At 67.5% G+C, this 17,713-nt stretch carries 18 protein-coding genes; 12 read left to right on the top strand and 6 right to left on the bottom strand.

The genetic code is table 11. From position 1 onward, the window contains the following. Positions 1-4: 4 nt before the first annotated feature. Together ACTWPT_RS44395 and ACTWPT_RS44400 are read right to left on the bottom strand one after the other, a co-directional pair. Entirely contained in the window at positions 5-886 is an 882-nt protein-coding gene (locus ACTWPT_RS44395; protein WP_443183566.1) for a phytanoyl-CoA dioxygenase family protein, read from the bottom strand. 63 nt (positions 887-949) lie between these two features. Then, the gene (locus ACTWPT_RS44400; RefSeq protein ID WP_443183567.1) at positions 950-2,551 is read right to left on the bottom strand and encodes an FAD-dependent monooxygenase; all 1,602 of its coding nucleotides are present in this window, start codon (positions 2,549-2,551) and stop codon (positions 950-952) included. A gap of 149 nt (positions 2,552-2,700) precedes the next feature. Between ACTWPT_RS44400 and ACTWPT_RS44405 the strand changes: the two genes are divergently transcribed. Then, positions 2,701-3,942 carry a cytochrome P450 gene (locus ACTWPT_RS44405; protein WP_443183568.1) on the top strand — a complete coding sequence of 414 codons (1,242 nt, stop codon included), beginning with the start codon at positions 2,701-2,703 and terminating at the stop codon, positions 3,940-3,942. Further along, positions 3,924-4,877 carry an aldo/keto reductase gene (locus tag ACTWPT_RS44410; RefSeq protein ID WP_443183569.1) on the top strand — a complete coding sequence of 318 codons (954 nt, stop codon included), beginning with the start codon at positions 3,924-3,926 and terminating at the stop codon, positions 4,875-4,877. Before ACTWPT_RS44405 ends, ACTWPT_RS44410 begins: the two co-directional genes overlap by 19 nt. A 609-nt stretch (positions 4,878-5,486) precedes the next feature. Here the strand turns inward: ACTWPT_RS44410 and ACTWPT_RS44415 are convergent. Then, a complete protein-coding gene (locus ACTWPT_RS44415; protein ID WP_443183570.1) occupies positions 5,487-6,113 on the bottom strand; it encodes a TetR/AcrR family transcriptional regulator in 627 nt (208 codons plus the stop codon). A gap of 96 nt (positions 6,114-6,209) precedes the next feature. Between ACTWPT_RS44415 and ACTWPT_RS44420 the strand changes: the two genes are divergently transcribed. The 7 genes from ACTWPT_RS44420 to ACTWPT_RS44450 all read left to right on the top strand — a co-directional run bounded on the left by ACTWPT_RS44420 (position 6,210) and on the right by ACTWPT_RS44450 (position 10,908). Next, positions 6,210-6,968, top strand: coding sequence for a hypothetical protein (locus ACTWPT_RS44420; protein ID WP_443183571.1), 759 nt, complete (start codon positions 6,210-6,212; stop codon positions 6,966-6,968). A gap of 160 nt (positions 6,969-7,128) precedes the next feature. Then, positions 7,129-7,410: a hypothetical protein gene (locus ACTWPT_RS44425; RefSeq protein WP_443183572.1), complete on the top strand. Its 282-nt coding sequence runs from the start codon at positions 7,129-7,131 to the stop codon at positions 7,408-7,410. 142 nt (positions 7,411-7,552) lie between these two features. Further along, positions 7,553-7,744: a hypothetical protein gene (locus ACTWPT_RS44430; RefSeq protein WP_443183573.1), complete on the top strand. Its 192-nt coding sequence runs from the start codon at positions 7,553-7,555 to the stop codon at positions 7,742-7,744. A 434-nt stretch (positions 7,745-8,178) separates the two neighbouring features. After that, positions 8,179-8,628, top strand: coding sequence for an SRPBCC domain-containing protein (locus ACTWPT_RS44435; RefSeq protein WP_443183574.1), 450 nt, complete (start codon positions 8,179-8,181; stop codon positions 8,626-8,628). Continuing rightward, positions 8,625-8,963, top strand: a complete 339-nt coding sequence (locus ACTWPT_RS44440) for an ArsR/SmtB family transcription factor (RefSeq protein ID WP_443183575.1) — start codon at positions 8,625-8,627, stop codon at positions 8,961-8,963. The genes ACTWPT_RS44435 and ACTWPT_RS44440 overlap by 4 nt, the downstream gene beginning before the upstream one ends. A gap of 142 nt (positions 8,964-9,105) precedes the next feature. Continuing rightward, positions 9,106-9,918, top strand: a complete 813-nt coding sequence (locus tag ACTWPT_RS44445; protein WP_443183576.1) for an SDR family NAD(P)-dependent oxidoreductase — start codon at positions 9,106-9,108, stop codon at positions 9,916-9,918. Positions 9,919-10,224: 306 nt separating this feature from the next. Beyond that, entirely contained in the window at positions 10,225-10,908 is a 684-nt protein-coding gene (locus ACTWPT_RS44450) for an AraC family transcriptional regulator (protein WP_443183577.1), read from the top strand. Between the two features lie 244 nt (positions 10,909-11,152). On the opposite strand, the gene ACTWPT_RS44455 is transcribed toward ACTWPT_RS44450, so the two are convergent. After that, complete coding sequence (locus ACTWPT_RS44455) at positions 11,153-12,079, bottom strand: D-ribose ABC transporter substrate-binding protein (protein WP_443183578.1); 927 nt, start codon at positions 12,077-12,079, stop codon at positions 11,153-11,155. 640 nt (positions 12,080-12,719) lie between these two features. On the opposite strand from ACTWPT_RS44455, the gene ACTWPT_RS44460 reads away from it, so the two are divergent. Beyond that, the gene (locus ACTWPT_RS44460; RefSeq protein WP_443183579.1) at positions 12,720-13,085 is read left to right on the top strand and encodes a hypothetical protein; all 366 of its coding nucleotides are present in this window, start codon (positions 12,720-12,722) and stop codon (positions 13,083-13,085) included. A 195-nt stretch (positions 13,086-13,280) separates the two neighbouring features. Here the strand turns inward: ACTWPT_RS44460 and ACTWPT_RS44465 are convergent, their stop codons facing one another. Together ACTWPT_RS44465 and ACTWPT_RS44470 are read right to left on the bottom strand one after the other, a co-directional pair. Beyond that, positions 13,281-13,757, bottom strand: a complete 477-nt coding sequence (locus tag ACTWPT_RS44465; RefSeq protein ID WP_443183580.1) for a hypothetical protein — start codon at positions 13,755-13,757, stop codon at positions 13,281-13,283. A 406-nt stretch (positions 13,758-14,163) separates the two neighbouring features. Next, positions 14,164-15,510, bottom strand: coding sequence for a family 43 glycosylhydrolase (locus ACTWPT_RS44470; RefSeq protein ID WP_443183581.1), 1,347 nt, complete (start codon positions 15,508-15,510; stop codon positions 14,164-14,166). 587 nt (positions 15,511-16,097) lie between these two features. On the opposite strand from ACTWPT_RS44470, the gene ACTWPT_RS44475 reads away from it, so the two are divergent. After that, a complete protein-coding gene (locus tag ACTWPT_RS44475; RefSeq protein ID WP_443183582.1) occupies positions 16,098-16,787 on the top strand; it encodes a DsbA family protein in 690 nt (229 codons plus the stop codon). Continuing rightward, the gene (locus tag ACTWPT_RS44480; RefSeq protein WP_443183583.1) at positions 16,780-17,634 is read left to right on the top strand and encodes a cytochrome c biogenesis CcdA family protein; all 855 of its coding nucleotides are present in this window, start codon (positions 16,780-16,782) and stop codon (positions 17,632-17,634) included. The genes ACTWPT_RS44475 and ACTWPT_RS44480 overlap by 8 nt, the downstream gene beginning before the upstream one ends. Positions 17,635-17,713: the final 79 nt, after the last annotated feature.

Consider the following 17,713-nt stretch of genomic DNA (forward strand, 5'->3'; position numbering starts at 1 on the left):
CGCTTCACTGGGTGTGCGATGCCGCAACGGGATCACCCGGCCCGTCGCGGAGCAACAGCATCGGGTCGTTCAGCTCGTACAGCCCACACATCGGTGGGCAGGCCTCGTAGCCGAGGAGCCGTTGAATGTCCTCGGGGTAGCTGCGGACCACGTCCAGGGGTATGGACAGGTACTGGTTCTCCTCCTGGCGGAGGTTGCCGAGGTCGTAGGCGTACGACAGGCCGGTGCGGGGCTCACCAGAAGCGTTGGCGCCGGCCCCGTGGTACGTGCTGCCGAGCCACAGCAGCGCAGAGCCGGCTCGCATCTCGGCGGGCACCGCCTCATCGTCGCGCGGCCCTCGCTCGTCGTCCCACATGTGGCTTCCCGGAATCACCCGGGTGGCGCCGTTGCGTGCGGTGAACTCGCTCGCGGCGACCATGACCTGGACCCGGCTCTCCGGGCCCGGGTGGGTACGGAGGTGAGCCGTGTCGTCCCGGTGCAGGCCCTGGATCGGCACACCGGGCTGAATCTGGATCGCCCGCGAAATGCCAAGCTGGATCGTCGGAACGAACTCGATGCGCTGCTCACCGAGCCAAGCTCGCACCGGCCGCTGCAAGAAGTGCCGCGCGCTGCCGAGGAAGTGCGGCTCTCGCATGATCGTGGCCGACCGCGCGGTCCGGCGAACCAGGCCCGGCAGGATTCGGGTCTTCTCACCGACCAGTCGCCCGTCGCCGTCCGCCTGGCGTTCCAGGGCCGGGCCCAAGTCTTCCCACAGACCGTTGAGTGTGTCGGAGTCGATGAAATCCTCGATGATCACTGCTCCGGCTGCTTCGACCGCTTCGATCGCTTCTTCGATCGCGGCCGAGGCGGGCAGGATGGTCAGCGTCGTCGGCTTGGAATCGGTCATCCCGGCCTCCGGGAGGGCTGTGTCTTGTTGTGTGGTCTGTCCGAGGTGGTCTGTACGCGGTGGTCAGGTGACTCGCGCGGGGCGACCGAACCACCGCGCGAGAGCACCGGGCAGCGACGCCTCGTCGGCGGGTGTGCTCCAGGCGACGAAGCCGTCCGGACGAATCAGCAGGGCGTCCGCCGGAGCCTCGGCGCATTCGGCGGTGACCACGTCGACCCGGTCGGACCAGGGCTCGGCGAGCGAACGCAGTCCGGGATCGGCACCGAGGTCGAGCAGCAGCGGCCGCCCGGTACGTTGCAGTTCGGCGAGCCGTACCGTGCCGTTGGCGCCTTTCAGCCGCAGGTCGGGGCAGTAGCGCCCGACCAGCGGACCGGTCAGCGACGGGTCGCCCATGTCGTACCTGATGTGCAGGTCGTCGACCAGGGCGGTCAGCTGCCGGTTCGTGTCGTCGTGGAGCAGCAGGTGGGTGAGCAGCCGGCGCAATGCGTCGACGTGCGGGCCGGGGCGCATCAACGCGATGGAGGCACGCTGAACCTCCAGTGTCTGCGCGCCGACCGGATGTCGTTCCGATGTATAGGTGTCAAGCAGGTCCTCGTGACACTGACCTCGCGCGACCGCAGCGAGCTTCCACCCGACGTTGACGGCGTCGCCCAGTCCGAGCCGCAGGCCCGGGCCGCTCCACTGCGATTGGACATGGGCCGCGTCGCCGACAAGCAGGACCCGCCCCTGGCGATATGTCTCGGCCTGCCGCTCGTTGTCGGTGAACCGGTTGATCTTGTTGACCTTGGTGACCGTCACCTTGGTGCCGCTGAGCCGGCGCAGCGCCTCCTGGAATTCCTCGAGCGTTATCGGCGCGTCCCGATTCGCCGGTGGGCCAATGAACTCGAGGGTGATGAACCGGGGCGGTCCTTCCTCATACACCAGGAGCCCGTTGTCCTTGCGGAACCAACCGGGCAGGTGGAAGTCGGGGTCGTCGATCTCCGCGAAGGCGCGGTATCCGGTCGTGATGCCGTCCGTTCCCGGGAAGGCGATGCCGGCCAGCTTCCGGACCATGCTCCGGCCGCCGTCGCATCCGGCGAGCCAGTCAGCCTGCATCTGGTACTGCCCGTCCGGACCGTCGACATCGAGACGCACCCCATCGCCGTTCTGGGTGAACCCGGTGACCGTATGGCCGCGCCGTACCTCGACGCCGAGGTCCGCAGCACGTCGAGCCAGGTCCTTCTCCAGCAGTTGCTGGGGTACCAGCAGGTCGGGAGATTCCGGACGGAGCACGAACATGGTGGCGAAATGCCGTGCGCCGGGAAAGGCCTTGGGTTGCAGGCTGTCCGGCCGCCGTTCGCCCATGGCGATGCGTGTCCGCTGTTCGGCCGTCGGCTGCGAGGGGGTCCCGTCGATCCCGATCATGAGACCGCGACGATCCAAGATGTCAATGGCCCGCCCGGTTATGCCCTCGGCCTTCGGGTGTGTTTCGATTTCGGGCAATCGCTCGAGCACCACCACCGGTACATCGTGCAGCGCCACCTCGCACGCGAGGATGAGCCCAACCGGTCCACCACCAACTACCGCGACCTGTGCCATACATACCTCTGCTGGGGGCGTGAGCCTGCTGGAGGAATCGTTGGATTGCCGACCGCAGCCCGGCAACAGCGGCCGGGGCGCGGTCATGCTTCTCGTGTGTTGGCAGATGTGTCTGTTCAGGTAGTGCCGATGCTAAATCGGGTGGTTCAAAAATTGCTAGTGGTGGCATTTACCAGATTTGTCATGCATAATCCCCTTCGATTGTGATCAACGGTGCGCAGGTGAGAGGTCGCCCCATGAGCGACGGCCAGATAGCCCAGCCCTTGGAAACCGACCGGCCCACCCCCTTCGACCCGCCCGTCGAACTGCGGCGCCGAGCCCCGCTCAGCAGGCTGGCCTACCCCGACGGGCACCTCGGCTGGGTGGCCACCGGATACTCCGTCACCCGAGCCATCCTGGCGGATCCGCGGTTCAGCACCCGGCGCGAGCTGCTGCATCAGCCGGTCGGCCGCGAGCGTGCGATCGAGCGGCCGACACCCGCGGAGCCGGGCATCTTCCCGCATATGGACCCGCCTCAACACACGCGGTACCGCCGCCTGCTGAGCCACCACTTCGGGCCTCGGCGCGTCGCCGAGCTGACGCCCACGATCCGGCGGTACACCGCAGAGGCACTCCACGGCATGGCAGACGGTGGGGCGCCCATCGACCTCGTTGCCTCGTTCGCCATGCCGATTCCGGCGCTCGTGATCTGCGAGTTGCTGGGCGTGCAGGCAGAGGACCGGCAACGGATCCAGGCGGCCACCGCGGTGATGAACGACCTGGACTCGCGCGCGGAGCAGGTGATCGACGCCGTGATGTCGATCACTGGGACGGTACGCGGCGTCCTCGCGCGCCTACCCACCGGAGGCCCATCGGACGGCGGGCTGCTGGCGCACGCCGCGGCGACCGGCGACCTGAGCGACGACGAACTCACCAACCTCGGGATGGTGCTTCTGGCCACGGGCCACCTTCCCACGTCGAGCATGCTCGCGCTCGGGGCGTTCGTATTGCTGACCGACCCGGCCCAGCGGGCCCGCCTAGCAGCGGATCCGGAGCGGGCGGTCGAGGAGTTGCTGCGGTACCTGTCGATCCTCCAGTTCGACGTACGGCGCACCGCACTGGTCGATGTCGAGATCGACGGCCAGGTCATCGCGGCCGGCGAGACCGTGGTGCTGGCGCTGCCGGTGGCCAACCGGGATCCTGAACGCTTTCCCGACCCGGACACACTGGACGTGACACGCTCCGCGACCGGGCACCTGGCGTTCGGGCATGGCGTCCATCAGTGTCTCGGGCAGCATCTGGCGCGGGCCGAACTTCGTGTGGCGCTGACCGCGCTCTTCGAGCACTTCCCCGATCTGCGCCTGGCGGTGCCGGCAGCCGAGGTGCCGACCCGCGACCGCATGGCGGTGTACGGAGTGGACCGGCTGCCGGTCGCTTGGGGGCGTTATTCCGGCAGACCAGCCGAGAAAGGTTCCAGATCATGCGCTACAGGACTTTAGGTAACTCAGGCCTCCGGACGTCGGTTGTCGGGTTGGGGTGCAACAGCATCGGTGCAGGTGTCGACGTGACCCGGACCAGGGCGATGGTGGACGCGGCGATCGAGGAGGGCGTCACGCTCTTCGACACCAGTGAGTCGTACGGCGAACCCGTCGGCGCCTCTGAGGAACTGCTCGGCGAGGTGCTGGCCGGTCGCCGGGAAAAGGTGGTGCTGGCCACCAAGTTCGGCAGCCCCGACCACCGTCCCGACGATGGGCAGGGCGAGGCACGCGGAGCGCTTGGCGGCCGGTCGTACATCCGACGGGCGGTGGAGGGGTCGCTGCGCCGCCTGCGCACCGACTACATCGACCTGTTCCAGTACCACGTTCCGGACGGCGTCACTCCGATCGAGGAGACCCTGTCCGCTCTGACTGAGCTGGTGCGCGAGGGCAAGGTGCGCTACATCGGCAGCTCGAACGTCGCCGGCTGGCAGATTGCGGAGGCCGCGCATCTGGCCCGCGCGGGTGGATACGCATCGTTTGTGTCAGTGCAGACCCACTGGTCGTTGCTCGACCGGAGCGCCGAGCGCGAGGTGGTGCCGGCGGCCTTGCACCATGGGGTCGGTGTCCTGCCCTACTTCCCGCTGGCCCACGGGCTGTTGACGGGAAAGGTGCGACGTGGGCAGGAGCCGCAGGCCGGGTCCCGGCTTGCGAAGCTCCCCCACCTCATCACGCCGGAGAAGCTGGATCGGGTGGAGGCGCTGGCGTCCTGGGCTGAAAAGCACGGCCGGTTCCTCTTGGAGGTGGCCATCGGCGCCCTGGCCGCGCTACCCGGCTGCGGTTCGGTGATCGCCGGTGCGACCAGCCTGGAGCAGATCCGGGCCAATGCGGCCGCCGCCGATTGGGAACCGACCGCCGAGGAACTGGCTGAGATCACCGCTTTGGTGCCCCTCAACTGACTCGTCCTGTCACGGATGTGGCCGACCAGATGGTGAGCTCGTCAAGTTGCCTGTCTCGCGCGCCCTCGCTCTGCGTCACTGCTCTCAAGCACCGAACGTCCAGCTGGCAGCGGAGTTCCAGGCGAGCAGGATGTCGGCGAACCGCTGGCACCGCGCTTTCGACTCGACCCCGGCGCAGCTGGAGACGCTGGAAATAGATGGCCCATGATTGCTCAATGGCTGCTCGTGCATGTTCGACCTGCAAGGAGACTTGGCTCTCCACAGCTACGCCATCCTCAATAGGATGCGAACAAATAGCACATACCACCAAGGGTAAAGGGTGCACGGTCGATCGGCAGTTGCCCGCCTGTACGCGATACGGCCGGATACGCATGGTTACTCGTCGACACGACGGCGGCGATAATTGCGGCTAGAGTGACAGAAAGTGACCCTTCACGGCATCCAGCGGCACTAATCGAGCCGACTCATAATCCGTAGGTCGTGATTCATCCACTCCCCTACGCGGATTTGCCGCCCCGCAGCCCGGCCATCCGGCCGTGTGGCACGCCCCCCCACCCCCGCTGTCCTCCCTGTCGCCCCCGCATGCGATCCCATCGCGCCACGACCCTTTCAGTCCTGGGGCTCAGGCGGGGAATAGGCCGATAGCAGCGTTGCTGTGATCATCTGAATGGCGTCATGGTCGGGCAACCGCCCTGCGGTGACCTCGTCGGCAGCACCATGCAGCATGCTGTAGAAGGTCGTGGCGAGCCAGGATGCCGGTAGGTCACGGCGGAAGACGCCGTTGCGCTGTCCTCGGGTGATGAGTTCCTGGACACGGTGCAGTGGCTGGTCGTGATGGGCGCGGATGCGCTCGGCGGGCAGCTCCCGCTCGGCGGCGAGCAGTAGCGCGCGGAACTCGCTGATCAAGCGCCAACTGGAGGCGATGAGGCTGGTGAGGGCGAGGCGCGGGTCGCCGGTGGTGTCGATGGCCGACAGAGCCCGCTCGGCCCGCTGCACGGCCTGAGCGAACACCGCGTCGACGAGTTCGGCTCGGGAGGGAAAGTGCCCGTACAGGGTGGCTCTGCCGACACCAGCCGCCTTGGCGATCTCGCCGACGCTCGCGTCCGGGTCGCGTGCCAGGCAGGTCAGGGCGGCGTCCAGGATCACGCTGATGTTGCGCCGGGCGTCGGCCCGCCTGCCGTGCGCGCCGCGGACATGCGTCGTGCCGGCGAGTCCGCCCGCTGGTGCCGAGTCCACGTTCACCACCCCTATCCAAGACAGCAGTGTACGAGTTACGGTGACAGCTAACTCAGACACTCATGTCCGAGTTTCGGGTCATGGAAGGAGTCGATCGTGGCTGACCTACCAGGGTTTGTGTGGGCGCTGGTGCTGCTGGGCGTGGTGGGGATACCTGCCGTCACGTGCGTGATGCTCTACCGCGGCGCCGTCGCCGCCGGTGTCGGCACACGGGCGGCGGCTGGGATCGCCGGTGGCACTTTCGTCGTGATCGGGGGATGGCTGGTCGTCAGCGGCCTGATCGCCGAGGCCGGGTTCTACCGCCAGCAGCCCGGCCAGGTCAGACCCTGGCTCGGCGTGGCGTTCGCCGGCATCCTGACCGTGCTGCTGCTGGCCACCCGGATTCCCGTGGTGAGCCGCGTCCTGGCCGAGCCGGGCACTCTGGCGCGGCTGGTCCTGCCGCACACCCTGCGCGTCGCCGGCGTGCTGTTTTTGATCGTGATGGCGTTGGGGAAGCTGCCGCCCGTGTTCGCCCTGCCGGCCGGACTGGGCGACATCGCGGTCGGCCTGGCCGCTCCGCTGGTCGCCTGGCGGGTGTACCACGGCGCCGGCCGCCGGCAGGCGCTGTGGTTCAACGTGCTGGGGATCGTTGATCTCGTGGTTGCGGTGACCATCGGATTCCTGGCCGGGCTCGGGCCGTTCCGGCCGTTGGACGTCACACCCACCACCGAGGCGCTGAGCCTGCTCCCGCTCACGCTCGTCGCCACCGGCGCGGTCCCTGTGGCGCTCGCGCTGCACATCGTCTCACTGCGTCGGCTGCGCGCATCGCGGTCGTTGCCGGGCCACGGCGACAGCCTCCTGCGGGCGGCCGGATGAGCGGCACCCGACCATCACTTCAACAGACGAGGTTCTGTGATGCCGAAGATCATAAACATCGAGCAGGCCGAGGCGTGGAACGGCTACGAGGGGATCCACTGGGCCGACCACCACGATCGCTGGGCCCACGCCCCCGGCCACCGCACCACACGCCCCCGGCATGTTCTCCCTGGCCGACCCCGGCCGCATCAACGACGTGCTGGCCCACGCCGGATTCCAGAACGTGCAGACCGTGCCCGTCGACACCACGATGGTCTACGGCACCGACGCCGCCGCCTTCATCCTCGGCAGCGGCCCGGTCCAGTTCAACCTCCGCAACGCCGACCAGTTCACCATCGACCAGGCGCGCGAACGACTGACCGCGGCGCTGCGCCCCTACCACGAAGCCGACACCGTCCGCATGCGCGGCGCCTGGTGGGTGGTCACCGCCACCCGGCCTTGAACACAACCACAACTCCTTTCGGGCGTATTTGGTCTGCCCCCTATAACGGCCGCTCCGTCGTCTCCGGGAACAGAGCCCGCAGCACGTCAGGTGCTGTCCGCAGGCCCCGGCGCCACGTGTCCGCCTCGGCGCTGAATCGCTCGTGGGGGTCGTCCAGCTCGCCCCCGGCGTGCGAGCTGTCCAAGAACAACGACGGGCCACGATGGCGGCGGCCGAGACCTTCGGGCTCGACAGCCCCGTGGGGCAACCGCTGGCCAAGACAGCGGCGTTCCTGGAACGCGTCAGCCTGGACATGATCGAGTCGGCCGACCGCCGGCGCACCCTACTGACGTGACGGGACCCAGCCCAACCACCTGATGAGCCGGCCTGGCACTCCGCCTGTCCGGCCGCCACTCCTTCACCCAGATCCGCTCGCGGCAGATGTAGATGAGCTCGCCGCCACTCTCGCCAGCCGTCCTCGGGGTCGTGGGTCCAGCCCTACACGTCACCGGTCGACCGGTCGAGTTCCCACACCATGCCGCTGCGCCTCGAGAGGGGATCGGCGATCTCTCGGATGGCCGGGCAGTCCAGGTCGGCGTGGTAGAGCGCCCGGCGTGTTCTGATCCCTACGGCTCATCGCAAGGCGCCTCTGTCAATCGAAGGTCGCCGTCGCCGGGTCAAGAGCTCCCTTGCGTCGACCTCACGGTCGTTACGCAACATGAGGTTGCGGATCGCCGGCGCGACCGCTAGAGTCATGCGCAACCGATGGTTGCTTATTGGAGGTCCGTAGTGGAGTTCGGAAAGTTGGTGCGCGAGATCCGCCTCGACGCGGCACCGGAGATCGTGTTCGACGTGGTGAGTCGTCCCGAGCACATCAAGATGTGGTGGTCCGATGACGCGTCGTTTGAGCCCTCGCCAGGCGCGGTCGGCGAACTGGTGTGGGGCGACCGCGCTGCGGTTGAACCGATCACGGTGGTCGACCTGGATCCGCCCCGCAAGTTCGCGTTCCGCTGGATCGCTCCTGATGGTCAGCTGCCCGATGCAGACAACTCTCTCCTGGTCACCTTCGAGCTCGAGCCCTCCGGTGACGGCACGATTCTGCGCCTGACTGAGAGCGGCTGGCGGGAGAAGGGCTGGGAAGCCGCTGTGCTCGAGGAGGCCTTCCACGACCACGAGCGCGGCTGGGACATGTTCCTGCCCAGACTGCAGAGCTACGCCCCTTCCGTGGTGGCGCGATGACCGTCGCCGTCGACGACGAACTCTGGTCGGCGATCGGCGACCCGATCAGGCGCCGCCTGCTCGATCTGCTGCTCGCGGAAGGAGTCGGTACGCCGACCAGCCTGAGCGATCGTCTCCCGATCTCGCGCCAAGCGGTCACCAAGCACCTGAGCGTCCTCGATCGCGCAGGCCTCGTGCACGCGACACCGATGGGCCGCGAGCGGCGCTACGAAGTCGACGAGGCGCAGCTCGCCCGCGCCGTCCGGCAACTGAATGAAGTCGGCAAGACCTGGGATGCGCGACTGAACCGCATCAAGCGCATCGCAGAACAGATCCAGCGTCAGAAACGCGACTGACCAACAGGCCGCCGGAAGAAATCTCTGGCGACCTCCTCGACCGATGTCGGCGCCCTGTCGACGTCGCACTCGCAGCGGCGACGGTGTGACCATCGAGCCTGCGGAATCATTCGGAAGAATCAATCACCTTCGGAGGACACATATGAGTGGATTGCTGCTTGGCGATAAGAACGCTGTGATCTATGGAGGCGGGGGCGCCATCGGCGGCGCAATCGCACGGGTATTCGCCCGGGAAGGCGCGAGGGTCTTCATCGCCGGGCGGACGCAGGCGAAGCTCGACGACGTGGCGCATGATATCGCCGCCACGGGCGGAAAAGTCGAGACCGCGCAAGTTGACGTTCTCGATCAACAGGCGGTCGAAAAGCACGCCGATGCCATCGCGGCGACGGCCGGCAGCATCGACATCGCCATCAACGCCGTGAGTGTCATGCACGACCAGGGGACGTTGCTGGCGGACCTCTCGCTGGAGGAGTTCATGCGGCCGATCGATGGCTTTCTGCGGACGCTGTTCATCACAAGCAAGGCTGTGGCACGGCACATGGGTCGCGAGCGTCCTGGCGTCATCCTGACTTTGTCCGAGCCGGGTTCCAAACTGGCTATAGGCGGCATCTTGGGGCACAGCGTGAGCGCGGCCGGCAAGGAGGCCTTCTCGCGGGTTCTGGCTGCGGAGCTTGCACCCAGCAACATCCGGGTGATCGGCATCCGTCCACACGCTGTCGTCGATGCGCCGGCAGCGGGTTCCTACACCAAGGACCTCTTCAAGCAAATCGCGGCAGCGGCCGGGCAGTCGGTCCAGGAATTGCTCGAAGGCGGGGGGATGGCGCAGGGGACGCTTCTAAAGAGGCTGCCTACGCTCTCTGAAATCGCAGAGACGGCCGCGTTCCTGGCTTCAGATCGAGCTGGAGCCATGACCGGAACAATCGCCAATCTGTCCGCCGGCGCACTTGTCGACTGAGACCGCTATGTCGAATCAAGCCGACAAGGCCAATCTGCTTCGTTCCCTGCACATCCCGGGCGCTCCGCTGGTGCTGCCGAACGCCTGGGACGTGGGCAGCGCCCGCGCCGTCGTCGACGAGGCCGTGTACATGCTGGCCATCGGCGCGGAAGAAGGCGCACCCGGCCGGGTTGGGCGCAACCGCGATCAGGACCACCTGACAGCCGTCGATCTGATGGGACTGGGTGCGAATTTGCAGCGTGTCAGGCAGCCACTTGACCAGCGACTGCTTCAGCCGCACTTCGTCGAACGCCGCGGTGTGGGCGCTTGTCGTCTTTCCCGTGGGGCCCCGCGACCGTCAACGCCGATGACGATGAACCCGCCGCGCACCGACATGGCACCCACGTCTTTGGCCAGCTCCACCATGCTGGCGCCACCGTCATGCTCCGCGGCGTCTACGACCTGCATGGCTCTTCGGCCTCCAGGCTGCTGGCCCTCATCCCGCCCCTGGCGGTCGTCCCCTCAGGCCCCCGTACCCAGGCAGCCCTCGACCTCCTCGCCACCGAAACCGCCCACGACGAGCCGGGCCAAGACGCCGTTCTCGCCCGGCTCCTGGACCTGCTCCTCGTGATCGCGTTGCGGGCCTGGTGCACCGGGCCGGAGGCGTCGCCGCCTGCCTGGCACCAGGCGCTGACCGACCCGTCGATCGGCGAGGCGCTACGCCTGCTGCACGACAACCCCGCCCACCGGTGGACGGTCGCCTCTCTGGCCGCCAAGGTCGGCCTGTCCCGCGCCGCCTTCGCCCAGCGCTTCACCGCCCTGGTCGGGCAGCCGCCGCTGGGCTACCTCGCCGACTGGCGCATGACCATCGCCGCCGACCTGCTCCGCGACACCCAGCAGACCGTGGCCACCGTGGCCCACCAGGTCGGTTACAGTGACCCGTTCGCGTTCAGCGTCGCCTTCAAACGCGCCAGCGGCCACACACCGTCGGCTTGGCGAGGCTCCTGCTAGCAGGGGGTACGACACGCAGTGACGGCTTGACCACCCACCGAGCCGACTCCCTCCGCTCCCGCCGCCATCTAAGCTCAACCAGGCCTAGCCCGGGCGGAACGATGCCAGCTGCTCGCCGAGGGCTGAATGCACAACACGGCCGCGCCTCATCGTGGCCGCGGTCCGACCAACACGACAGAGCGAGTCCCTTGAGGATGTCAGGCGCCCGCCCGTACATGTGCCGCTCTATTGACGGCAGTGCACCTTAGAAGGTCCAGAACCCATGCGCGTTGTCCTTGGTCGCCAGCTTGATGGGAATCGCCACCGACTTCGCGATGACCTGCCCCCTTGCAACCTTGATGGCGTCGTTCACCGCTCGCGAGCCGATCAGCCTCGGCTGCTGGGCGACCGTGGCGGCCATCGTGCCGGCCCGCACCGCCTTGATCCCGTCCGGCGTGCCGTCGAAGCCTACTACCTTGACCTGCCGCTCTGCTCTGTTCCCCAGCGCCTGGATCGCGCCCAGCGCCATTTCGTCGTTGCTCGCGAACACCCCTGCAATCTCGGGGTGACGCTGAATCAGGTTCGTCATGACGTCCTGGCCCTTGGCCCTGTTGAAGTCGGCCGGCTGCCTGGCGATGACCTTGATTTTCGGGTACGCCGCGATGCCGTCGGTGAAACCCCGGTCGCGGTCACGTGAGGCTGAGGCACCGGCGGTACCTTGGAGGACCACCACGTTGCCCTTTCCGCCGAGCTGCTTGGCCAGCTCCTGCGCACCCAGCTTGCCTCCGGCCACATTGTCGGAGGTCACGGTTTGCGCCGCCTCGGAGCCGTTGACGCTGCGGTCGGCCGCGATCACCGGGATGCCGGCCTGACCGGCCGCCTTGACCGCCGGGGCGACCGCGTCGGAATCCACCGGGTTGAGGATGATCGCCTTGACGCGTTGTTTGGTGAAGTTTCGGACCTGGCCAGCCTGCCGGGAGCTGTCGTTGTGGGCGTCGGTGACCGTCAACTTGACCCCCGAACGCTGCGCCGCGGCCTCCGCTCCGTCACGGAACTGGACGAAATAGGGATTGCTCAGCGTTGACACCGACATTCCGATCGCGAGATCTCCCGAGACGTTGTCTGCGAACGGCGAGCCACAGGCGGCCAGACCGAACGCGCCGCCGAATATGAGAATCGCGAAAACCCGCATGATCTTTCTTCTTACCGTTCGTGGCCTGCGCCGTCGGGTGTCGAGGAAGGCCGCGAGCGGTCACCACCGTGCACGGCCCGTTGCCGAAACACTGAGATCGGCAGCAGGTTCAGGTCTGTTGAGCAGGACGGTCAGGATGGCGCGCTGACGAACGTGCCAAGCGCCGGGTCCTTCCCACCGGGCAGGTCGCGGCGTCGATCACGAGGGCCGTGATTACGCCGGCTCGTGGCCGGCCGACTCCTAGTCCCTCGAGGCCAGGCCGCTGGCGGGCCCGATCCAGTCACCACCGCGAAACTGCTGGACATAGTGTATGTGATGAAATTCACGTTCGGACACGCTGCCCGACAGCGCGCCGGGAGCATGATCTGCCTCGAGGGTCTGCGCGGCTGAGAGATCACGCCGCTCGGCAGCGAGTTTCGAGGGCCTGCGTTTTGCCGGTGTGGATCCGCTCGCCTCGTCCCCGAACCGGTGTCGAGCGGCTCTGCTATACGCAGACCAGGCCGTTCCTGCTATGCGCAGCGGCCGGGGCGGTAACGGGCATCGGGCGGGGTAGCGGGGCGGTGTGCCGACCGCCTCCGTCACCGTCACGACCCAGCGCGCTGGCCTTGGGTGCCGCTGGGCCCCGCGCCTGACTGCCGCCGTGACCGGCGCGTGCCTGGCCGTCTCCTTCCCCGCCGTGACCGCCTGGTGGTGGGCGTGGTTCGGCCTCGTGCCGGTCCTGCTCCTGGTTGCCCGCGCGGGGACGTTCCGTGAGGCGGGCTGGCGGAGCTGGTGGGCGTCGGCGGGCTTCTTCGGGACGCTGCACCACTGGGTGCTGCCGTCCCTGGGCGTGTTCTGGCCGCTGGCGGTGCTGGTCATCGGGCTGGTGTGGGTGCCGTTCGGGCTGGTCGCCTACGGGCTGCTACGGCGCGTCTCCCCTACCAGGACGGGGGTGGCGCTGCTGGTGCTGCCCTCGGTCTGGGTAGCCGTCGAGACGCTGCGTTCGTGGCAGCACCTCGGCGACTGACGTCATCGCCCGCGGGCGCCGCCCCGGACGACCACACGACCGCCTCTACCCTGTGCCACGACTGCATCGGCGTCGAGGGCAGGCTCGTACTGCCCATCACGTTAGACGCCGACGCCTCAAGGATCCGCCGTGGGCCGTCTGTGGGCCGTGAGAGCACGAAAGATCCTGCCAACTGATGCGACACCATGAACACTGTCATGCCAGGTCAGACGGAGGGGGTGGGTTCATAAGCAGGTACACGACCCCGCCGGGCGGAACACCGCCCACCACCAGCCGCCGCACACCGCCAGCTTCTTCATCGGCGACCGCATGCCCACCCCACCCAGGCCGAACATTTACGTAAGGTGAGCTCAGCAAACCCGAAATGATCTCCTGGGCCGTCTGTGGGCCGTCAGGCGAGATGGCGGGCCGTCCGAGCGCCGCATCGACGGCCCGCCGCATCCGCTGTTCCGACGTCGCCATGAGATGGGCATAGACCTTCAACGGCAAAGCGCACCCGTCGGTGTGCCCCATCCATTCCGCGACGGCCTTCGGACTCTCCCTCGTGGTGAGCAGCGTGGAGGCGAAAAAATGCCGCAGCATGTGCATGCCATGCTGCCGATAGACGCCCTCGCGCTTCTCACCACGGGGCCGCGTCAACGCGTCCTGCGGCAGATCACCCTGGACAAGCACCCCCGCAATCTCGTGTCCGCCGCGAATGTGCCTCAGCAGCTCGCCACCTGGCCGTCATGAGCGACGACAAGCCCGAGTTCGGTACCGTCGTGCTGATCAACGACAGCGTCGGTACCTTCGGGCTGCGCGCTACCTCGGCTCAAGCGAGCTGATCGGAAAGGATCCGATGCTCGTTCGCCGGCGACCTCGGGAACCGCCGAGCTCGACGCCAGACCGTGACAAGGGGTGGCGACGCTTAGCATCGCCCTGCTGCGACTATTGATCCTTTAGTGGAAGATATCCCCGGACGGACGGTGTGCCCATCCATTCCGCGACGGCCTGCTGACTCTTCCCCGTGGTGAGCAGCGTGGAGGGCGAAGAAACGCCGCAGCATGTGCATCCCATGGAGCAGTGGCGGCTGCGTGGGTCAGTCGCTGATCGTGTGGCCGTGATTCCGGCGCTGGACGTACAGGCGATTGCCCTGCGGGCCGGTCCATTCCAGACGCACGATGCCGGCCACGGCGGCGTCGGCGATGCGCGACGGGTCGGACCAGTAGCCGAAGTTGGGGTTGCGGAAGAACGTCGCCCACAGCCGGCCGCTGCGATCCACGAAGAAGTTGTTGTGGCCGGCACCGACACCTACGGTCCACCGCTTGGAATACGGTCCCTCGAAATTATCCGAGACGGCGACGACCGCGTCGTACTGATACTGCACACGGCCAGGGCCGGGTGGGTCGTAGGCGTATCGTGTGCTGCCGTCGGGAGTGGTCGACGTTCGGTTCCATGCGGCGTGGAGGAGGTAGTACTTGCCTCCGTGCTTGAAGACGTACGCGCCTTCAAGGTACGGCTCGGGCGTGTAGGGCGTCTGCTGGAATTTCGGGAGATTGGTCGTCGGGATGATGTCTTCCATATCGTCCCGGAACTTCGCGTACAGCTGGTTGTGCAGCACGAGCCACGCGTCGTCGCCCTCGGTGTAGAGGCTGCCGTCGATGTGGTGGTAAGCACCGGGCTTGATGAAGTTGGGTCCGCCGATGAGAGAGTCGCCGAAGGGTTTTTCGAGGTTGCCTTCGACGAGGCGGTACGGGCCCTCGATGTCGCCCTCACTTACGAGCATGAACGAACCGACCTTCTGGGAGTGGTCGCCCATGCACGCGACGATGTACCACGTGCCGCGGAAATAGTGCACTTCCGGGGCCCAGACCTCGCCTCGCTTGCCGAACCGGTCGTCGTACCAGTACTCCTGCCACGGCGCGACGACCATGCGTCCGGGCCGGTTCTCGGCGACGAACTCGGGTGACCACACCTTGCCTTTTTCGGCGTCGGGCCGGATGCCGGCGGTATCGACCAGCCTCCATGGCCCCCGCAGGGACGGGGACACCCACATGAAGATGCCGTCGTTCCATGGGGCAGCCGTGTTGAGGCCGGGTACGCGGGTGGTGCCCGTGGCGACGTAGATCGGACGGCCGTTGACGACGAAGCAGTTGACGTACGTGTCGCGCATCCAGACCCGGCCGAGCTCCTTGTCGCGGGGGCGTAGTTCGAGAGGAAGGATGAATGAGTTGTCCTCACGTGGCCACAGGTCCAGCCGGGTGTCCGCGAGGCCGTAGGGCTCGAGGTCGGGCCAGTTCGACGGGTACCGCCGCATTGTCGACGCGACCTCCGCCGGGGTTGCCTGTGCAGCGGTCGCGGGCAAGGCCGCCGCTCCCAAAAAGCCGGCGGCACCGGCCAGTAAGGACCGTCGGCCGACGTGCAACCCGTTGTCGGAACTGGTCATCAGTCACGCCCTCCTACTTCGGAGCCTGCCGAGCTCGCTTCTGCTGAGCGGCTCGTTCTTGCGCAGCAGGTGTCGAGGACGAGCGCCCTTTGCTCTTGCCGATGAGTGAGAGGGCCGCCCTTGTGCCGCATGCGGAGAGTCTGCCGAAGTCGTCCAAATTTCGTCAATAATCCGGAAAAATTCCACTTCGACTTCGCCAGGCGGTCTTGGCGTGCGAAATCGCAGGTCAAAGGGTTACTGGCGAGAAACGCCGCGGCATAGCCTCGCCCGTAACGTTCGCGTAACGGAGTCAGCGAATCGCCTCGTCGCTTTGTTGGTCGCTGTTGTCCTCGGCGACATCCGGGGGTCGGGGCGTCCGGGTGAACGTCCCGACCCCGGTGAACGGCACCAGACTCCGACGACGTCCTGATCGCAGGAGCGATGACCACCCGATGCTGTCGTCTCGTTGACAGTTTCCGGTCTTGGGTGCGTGGCCATGGGATCCTGTCCATCCCCACGGGTGAAGGATGGGACAGGTGGAAGACGACAGCACTGCCGGAACGCGCCGCGGCTCGCGGAGCCGCATTCTGATCATTGCCGCGGCCGGCATGACTGTCATTGCCGTCCTGGCCATCGCGACCACCGGCAACGGCACCGACCCCCGCCGTGACAACCGTGCCGTGATCTCCGCCGAGCCGCCCGTGGCCGACACCGCCGCACCGCAGGCGTCCCCCCATCTGTCCACGGCGAGTCCCATACCGACGTGGGAGGGGCCGACCGTCCCGCCGATCGACGAGAGCTTGGCGCTGGGTTCGGTGTCGGCACCGGTCACCATCGTCGAGTTCGGCGACTTCAAGTGCACCGAGTGCGGCAAGTTCGCGCGCCGCATCGAACCCGCGCTGCGCCGCCGTTACATCGACACTGGGATCGTGCGCCTGTTCTGGCGCGACTTCCCCGCCCAGGGTCAGGGGTCCGAGCGAGCGGCCATCGCGGCACGTGCCGCCGACCGGCAGAACGCGTTCTGGCCCTTCCATGACGCCCTGTACGCCGAGCAGTCCTCCGGCTTCACCGATGATCGGCTGCGTGCGGTCGCCGCCCGTGTCGGCCTGGATGTGGCCCGCTTCGAGGCCGACCGGCGTGACCCGGAGCTGCGGCGGGCGGTGGAGCAGGACTTCGCCTTCGCGGCCCAGCTCGGCCTGCCCGGCACCCCCGCCTTTCTGATCAATGGAGAGCTCTTCTTCGGTGCGCAACCGCTGTCGAAGTTCGTCGAGGCGATCGAAAAGGCCCGCCATGGGTGAGGTGGGATACGCCGCCGCTTTCCTGGGCGGGCTGTTCGCCCTGGTCAGCCCGTGTGGCGCGGTGCTTCTCCCGGCGTTCTTCGCCTACGCCTTCCCTGGCCGGGGCGCGCTGATCGGCCGCACGCTGCTGTTCTACCTGGGACTGTGCGCCGTCCTGGTGCCGCTCGGTATGGGATCGGCCCTGGCCAGCAGTCTGTTCTACGGTCAGCAGGACCTGGTGATCATCGTGGCTGGGGTTGTGTTGATCGTCCTCGGGGTGCTGCAAGTGCTCGGTCAGGGCTGGACGGTCGGGCCGCTGGAGCACCTGCGCGGACGCGTCCGCGGGGACTCGCCGGGGGCGGTGCTGGCCCTCGGCGCCACCTCCGGGCTGGCCGGATTCTGCGCGGGCCCCGTCCTCGGCGCGGTGCTCACCGTCGCCGCGTCTTCCGGCGACGCGCTGCGGGGGGCCGTTCTGCTGGCCGTGTACGCCGCCGGGATGGCGGCGCCGCTGCTGCTCCTGGCCACCCTGTGGCGGCGCTACGACCTGGCTCACCGCTCCTGGCTGCGCGGCCGCGGAATCCGCCTGGGCAGGCTGCGGCTGCACACCACCGCGCTGTTGTCCGGGCTGACCTTCATAGCCCTCGGCGTCGTCTTCCTCGCCTTCGACGGCACCCGCGGCCTGACCCTGCCCATCCCGGAGGACTGGCAGGAGCACCTGCAGGAGGTCGCGGCCGCAGTACAGGGCTACCTGCCCGACCTGCCGATGCTCGCGGCTGCCGCTCTGGTTCTCCTCGTGGCGACCGCTTGGCGGCTGGCGAAGGCTAGTGCCGCGTCAGGCCACGTTCGCCCTGTTGACGATCTTCCGTAGGCGGGGGTTGTCGGTGTTGCGGTTTCGCCAGGCGATGTAGCGGCGGATCATGCTGCCCTGCTCGCGGTGGCTGGCATGG

The organism is Nonomuraea sp. 3N208, assembly GCF_052245935.1.
GTDB lineage: Bacteria > Actinomycetota > Actinomycetes > Streptosporangiales > Streptosporangiaceae > Nonomuraea.

Coding starts and splice junctions, on each gene's coding strand:
- ACTWPT_RS44400 (WP_443183567.1), bottom strand. CDS start 2,551: ATGACCGCGCCCCGGCCGCTGTTGCCGGGCTGCGGTCGGCAATCCAAC.
- ACTWPT_RS44455 (WP_443183578.1), bottom strand. CDS start 12,079: ATGCGGGTTTTCGCGATTCTCATATTCGGCGGCGCGTTCGGTCTGGCC.
- ACTWPT_RS44410 (WP_443183569.1), top strand. CDS start 3,924: ATGCGCTACAGGACTTTAGGTAACTCAGGCCTCCGGACGTCGGTTGTC.
- ACTWPT_RS44395 (WP_443183566.1), bottom strand. CDS start 886: ATGACCGATTCCAAGCCGACGACGCTGACCATCCTGCCCGCCTCGGCC.
- ACTWPT_RS44480 (WP_443183583.1), top strand. CDS start 16,780: ATGGGTGAGGTGGGATACGCCGCCGCTTTCCTGGGCGGGCTGTTCGCC.
- ACTWPT_RS44445 (WP_443183576.1), top strand. CDS start 9,106: ATGAGTGGATTGCTGCTTGGCGATAAGAACGCTGTGATCTATGGAGGC.
- ACTWPT_RS44475 (WP_443183582.1), top strand. CDS start 16,098: ATGACTGTCATTGCCGTCCTGGCCATCGCGACCACCGGCAACGGCACC.
- ACTWPT_RS44440 (WP_443183575.1), top strand. CDS start 8,625: ATGACCGTCGCCGTCGACGACGAACTCTGGTCGGCGATCGGCGACCCG.
- ACTWPT_RS44425 (WP_443183572.1), top strand. CDS start 7,129: ATGTTCTCCCTGGCCGACCCCGGCCGCATCAACGACGTGCTGGCCCAC.
- ACTWPT_RS44470 (WP_443183581.1), bottom strand. CDS start 15,510: ATGACCAGTTCCGACAACGGGTTGCACGTCGGCCGACGGTCCTTACTG.
- ACTWPT_RS44405 (WP_443183568.1), top strand. CDS start 2,701: ATGAGCGACGGCCAGATAGCCCAGCCCTTGGAAACCGACCGGCCCACC.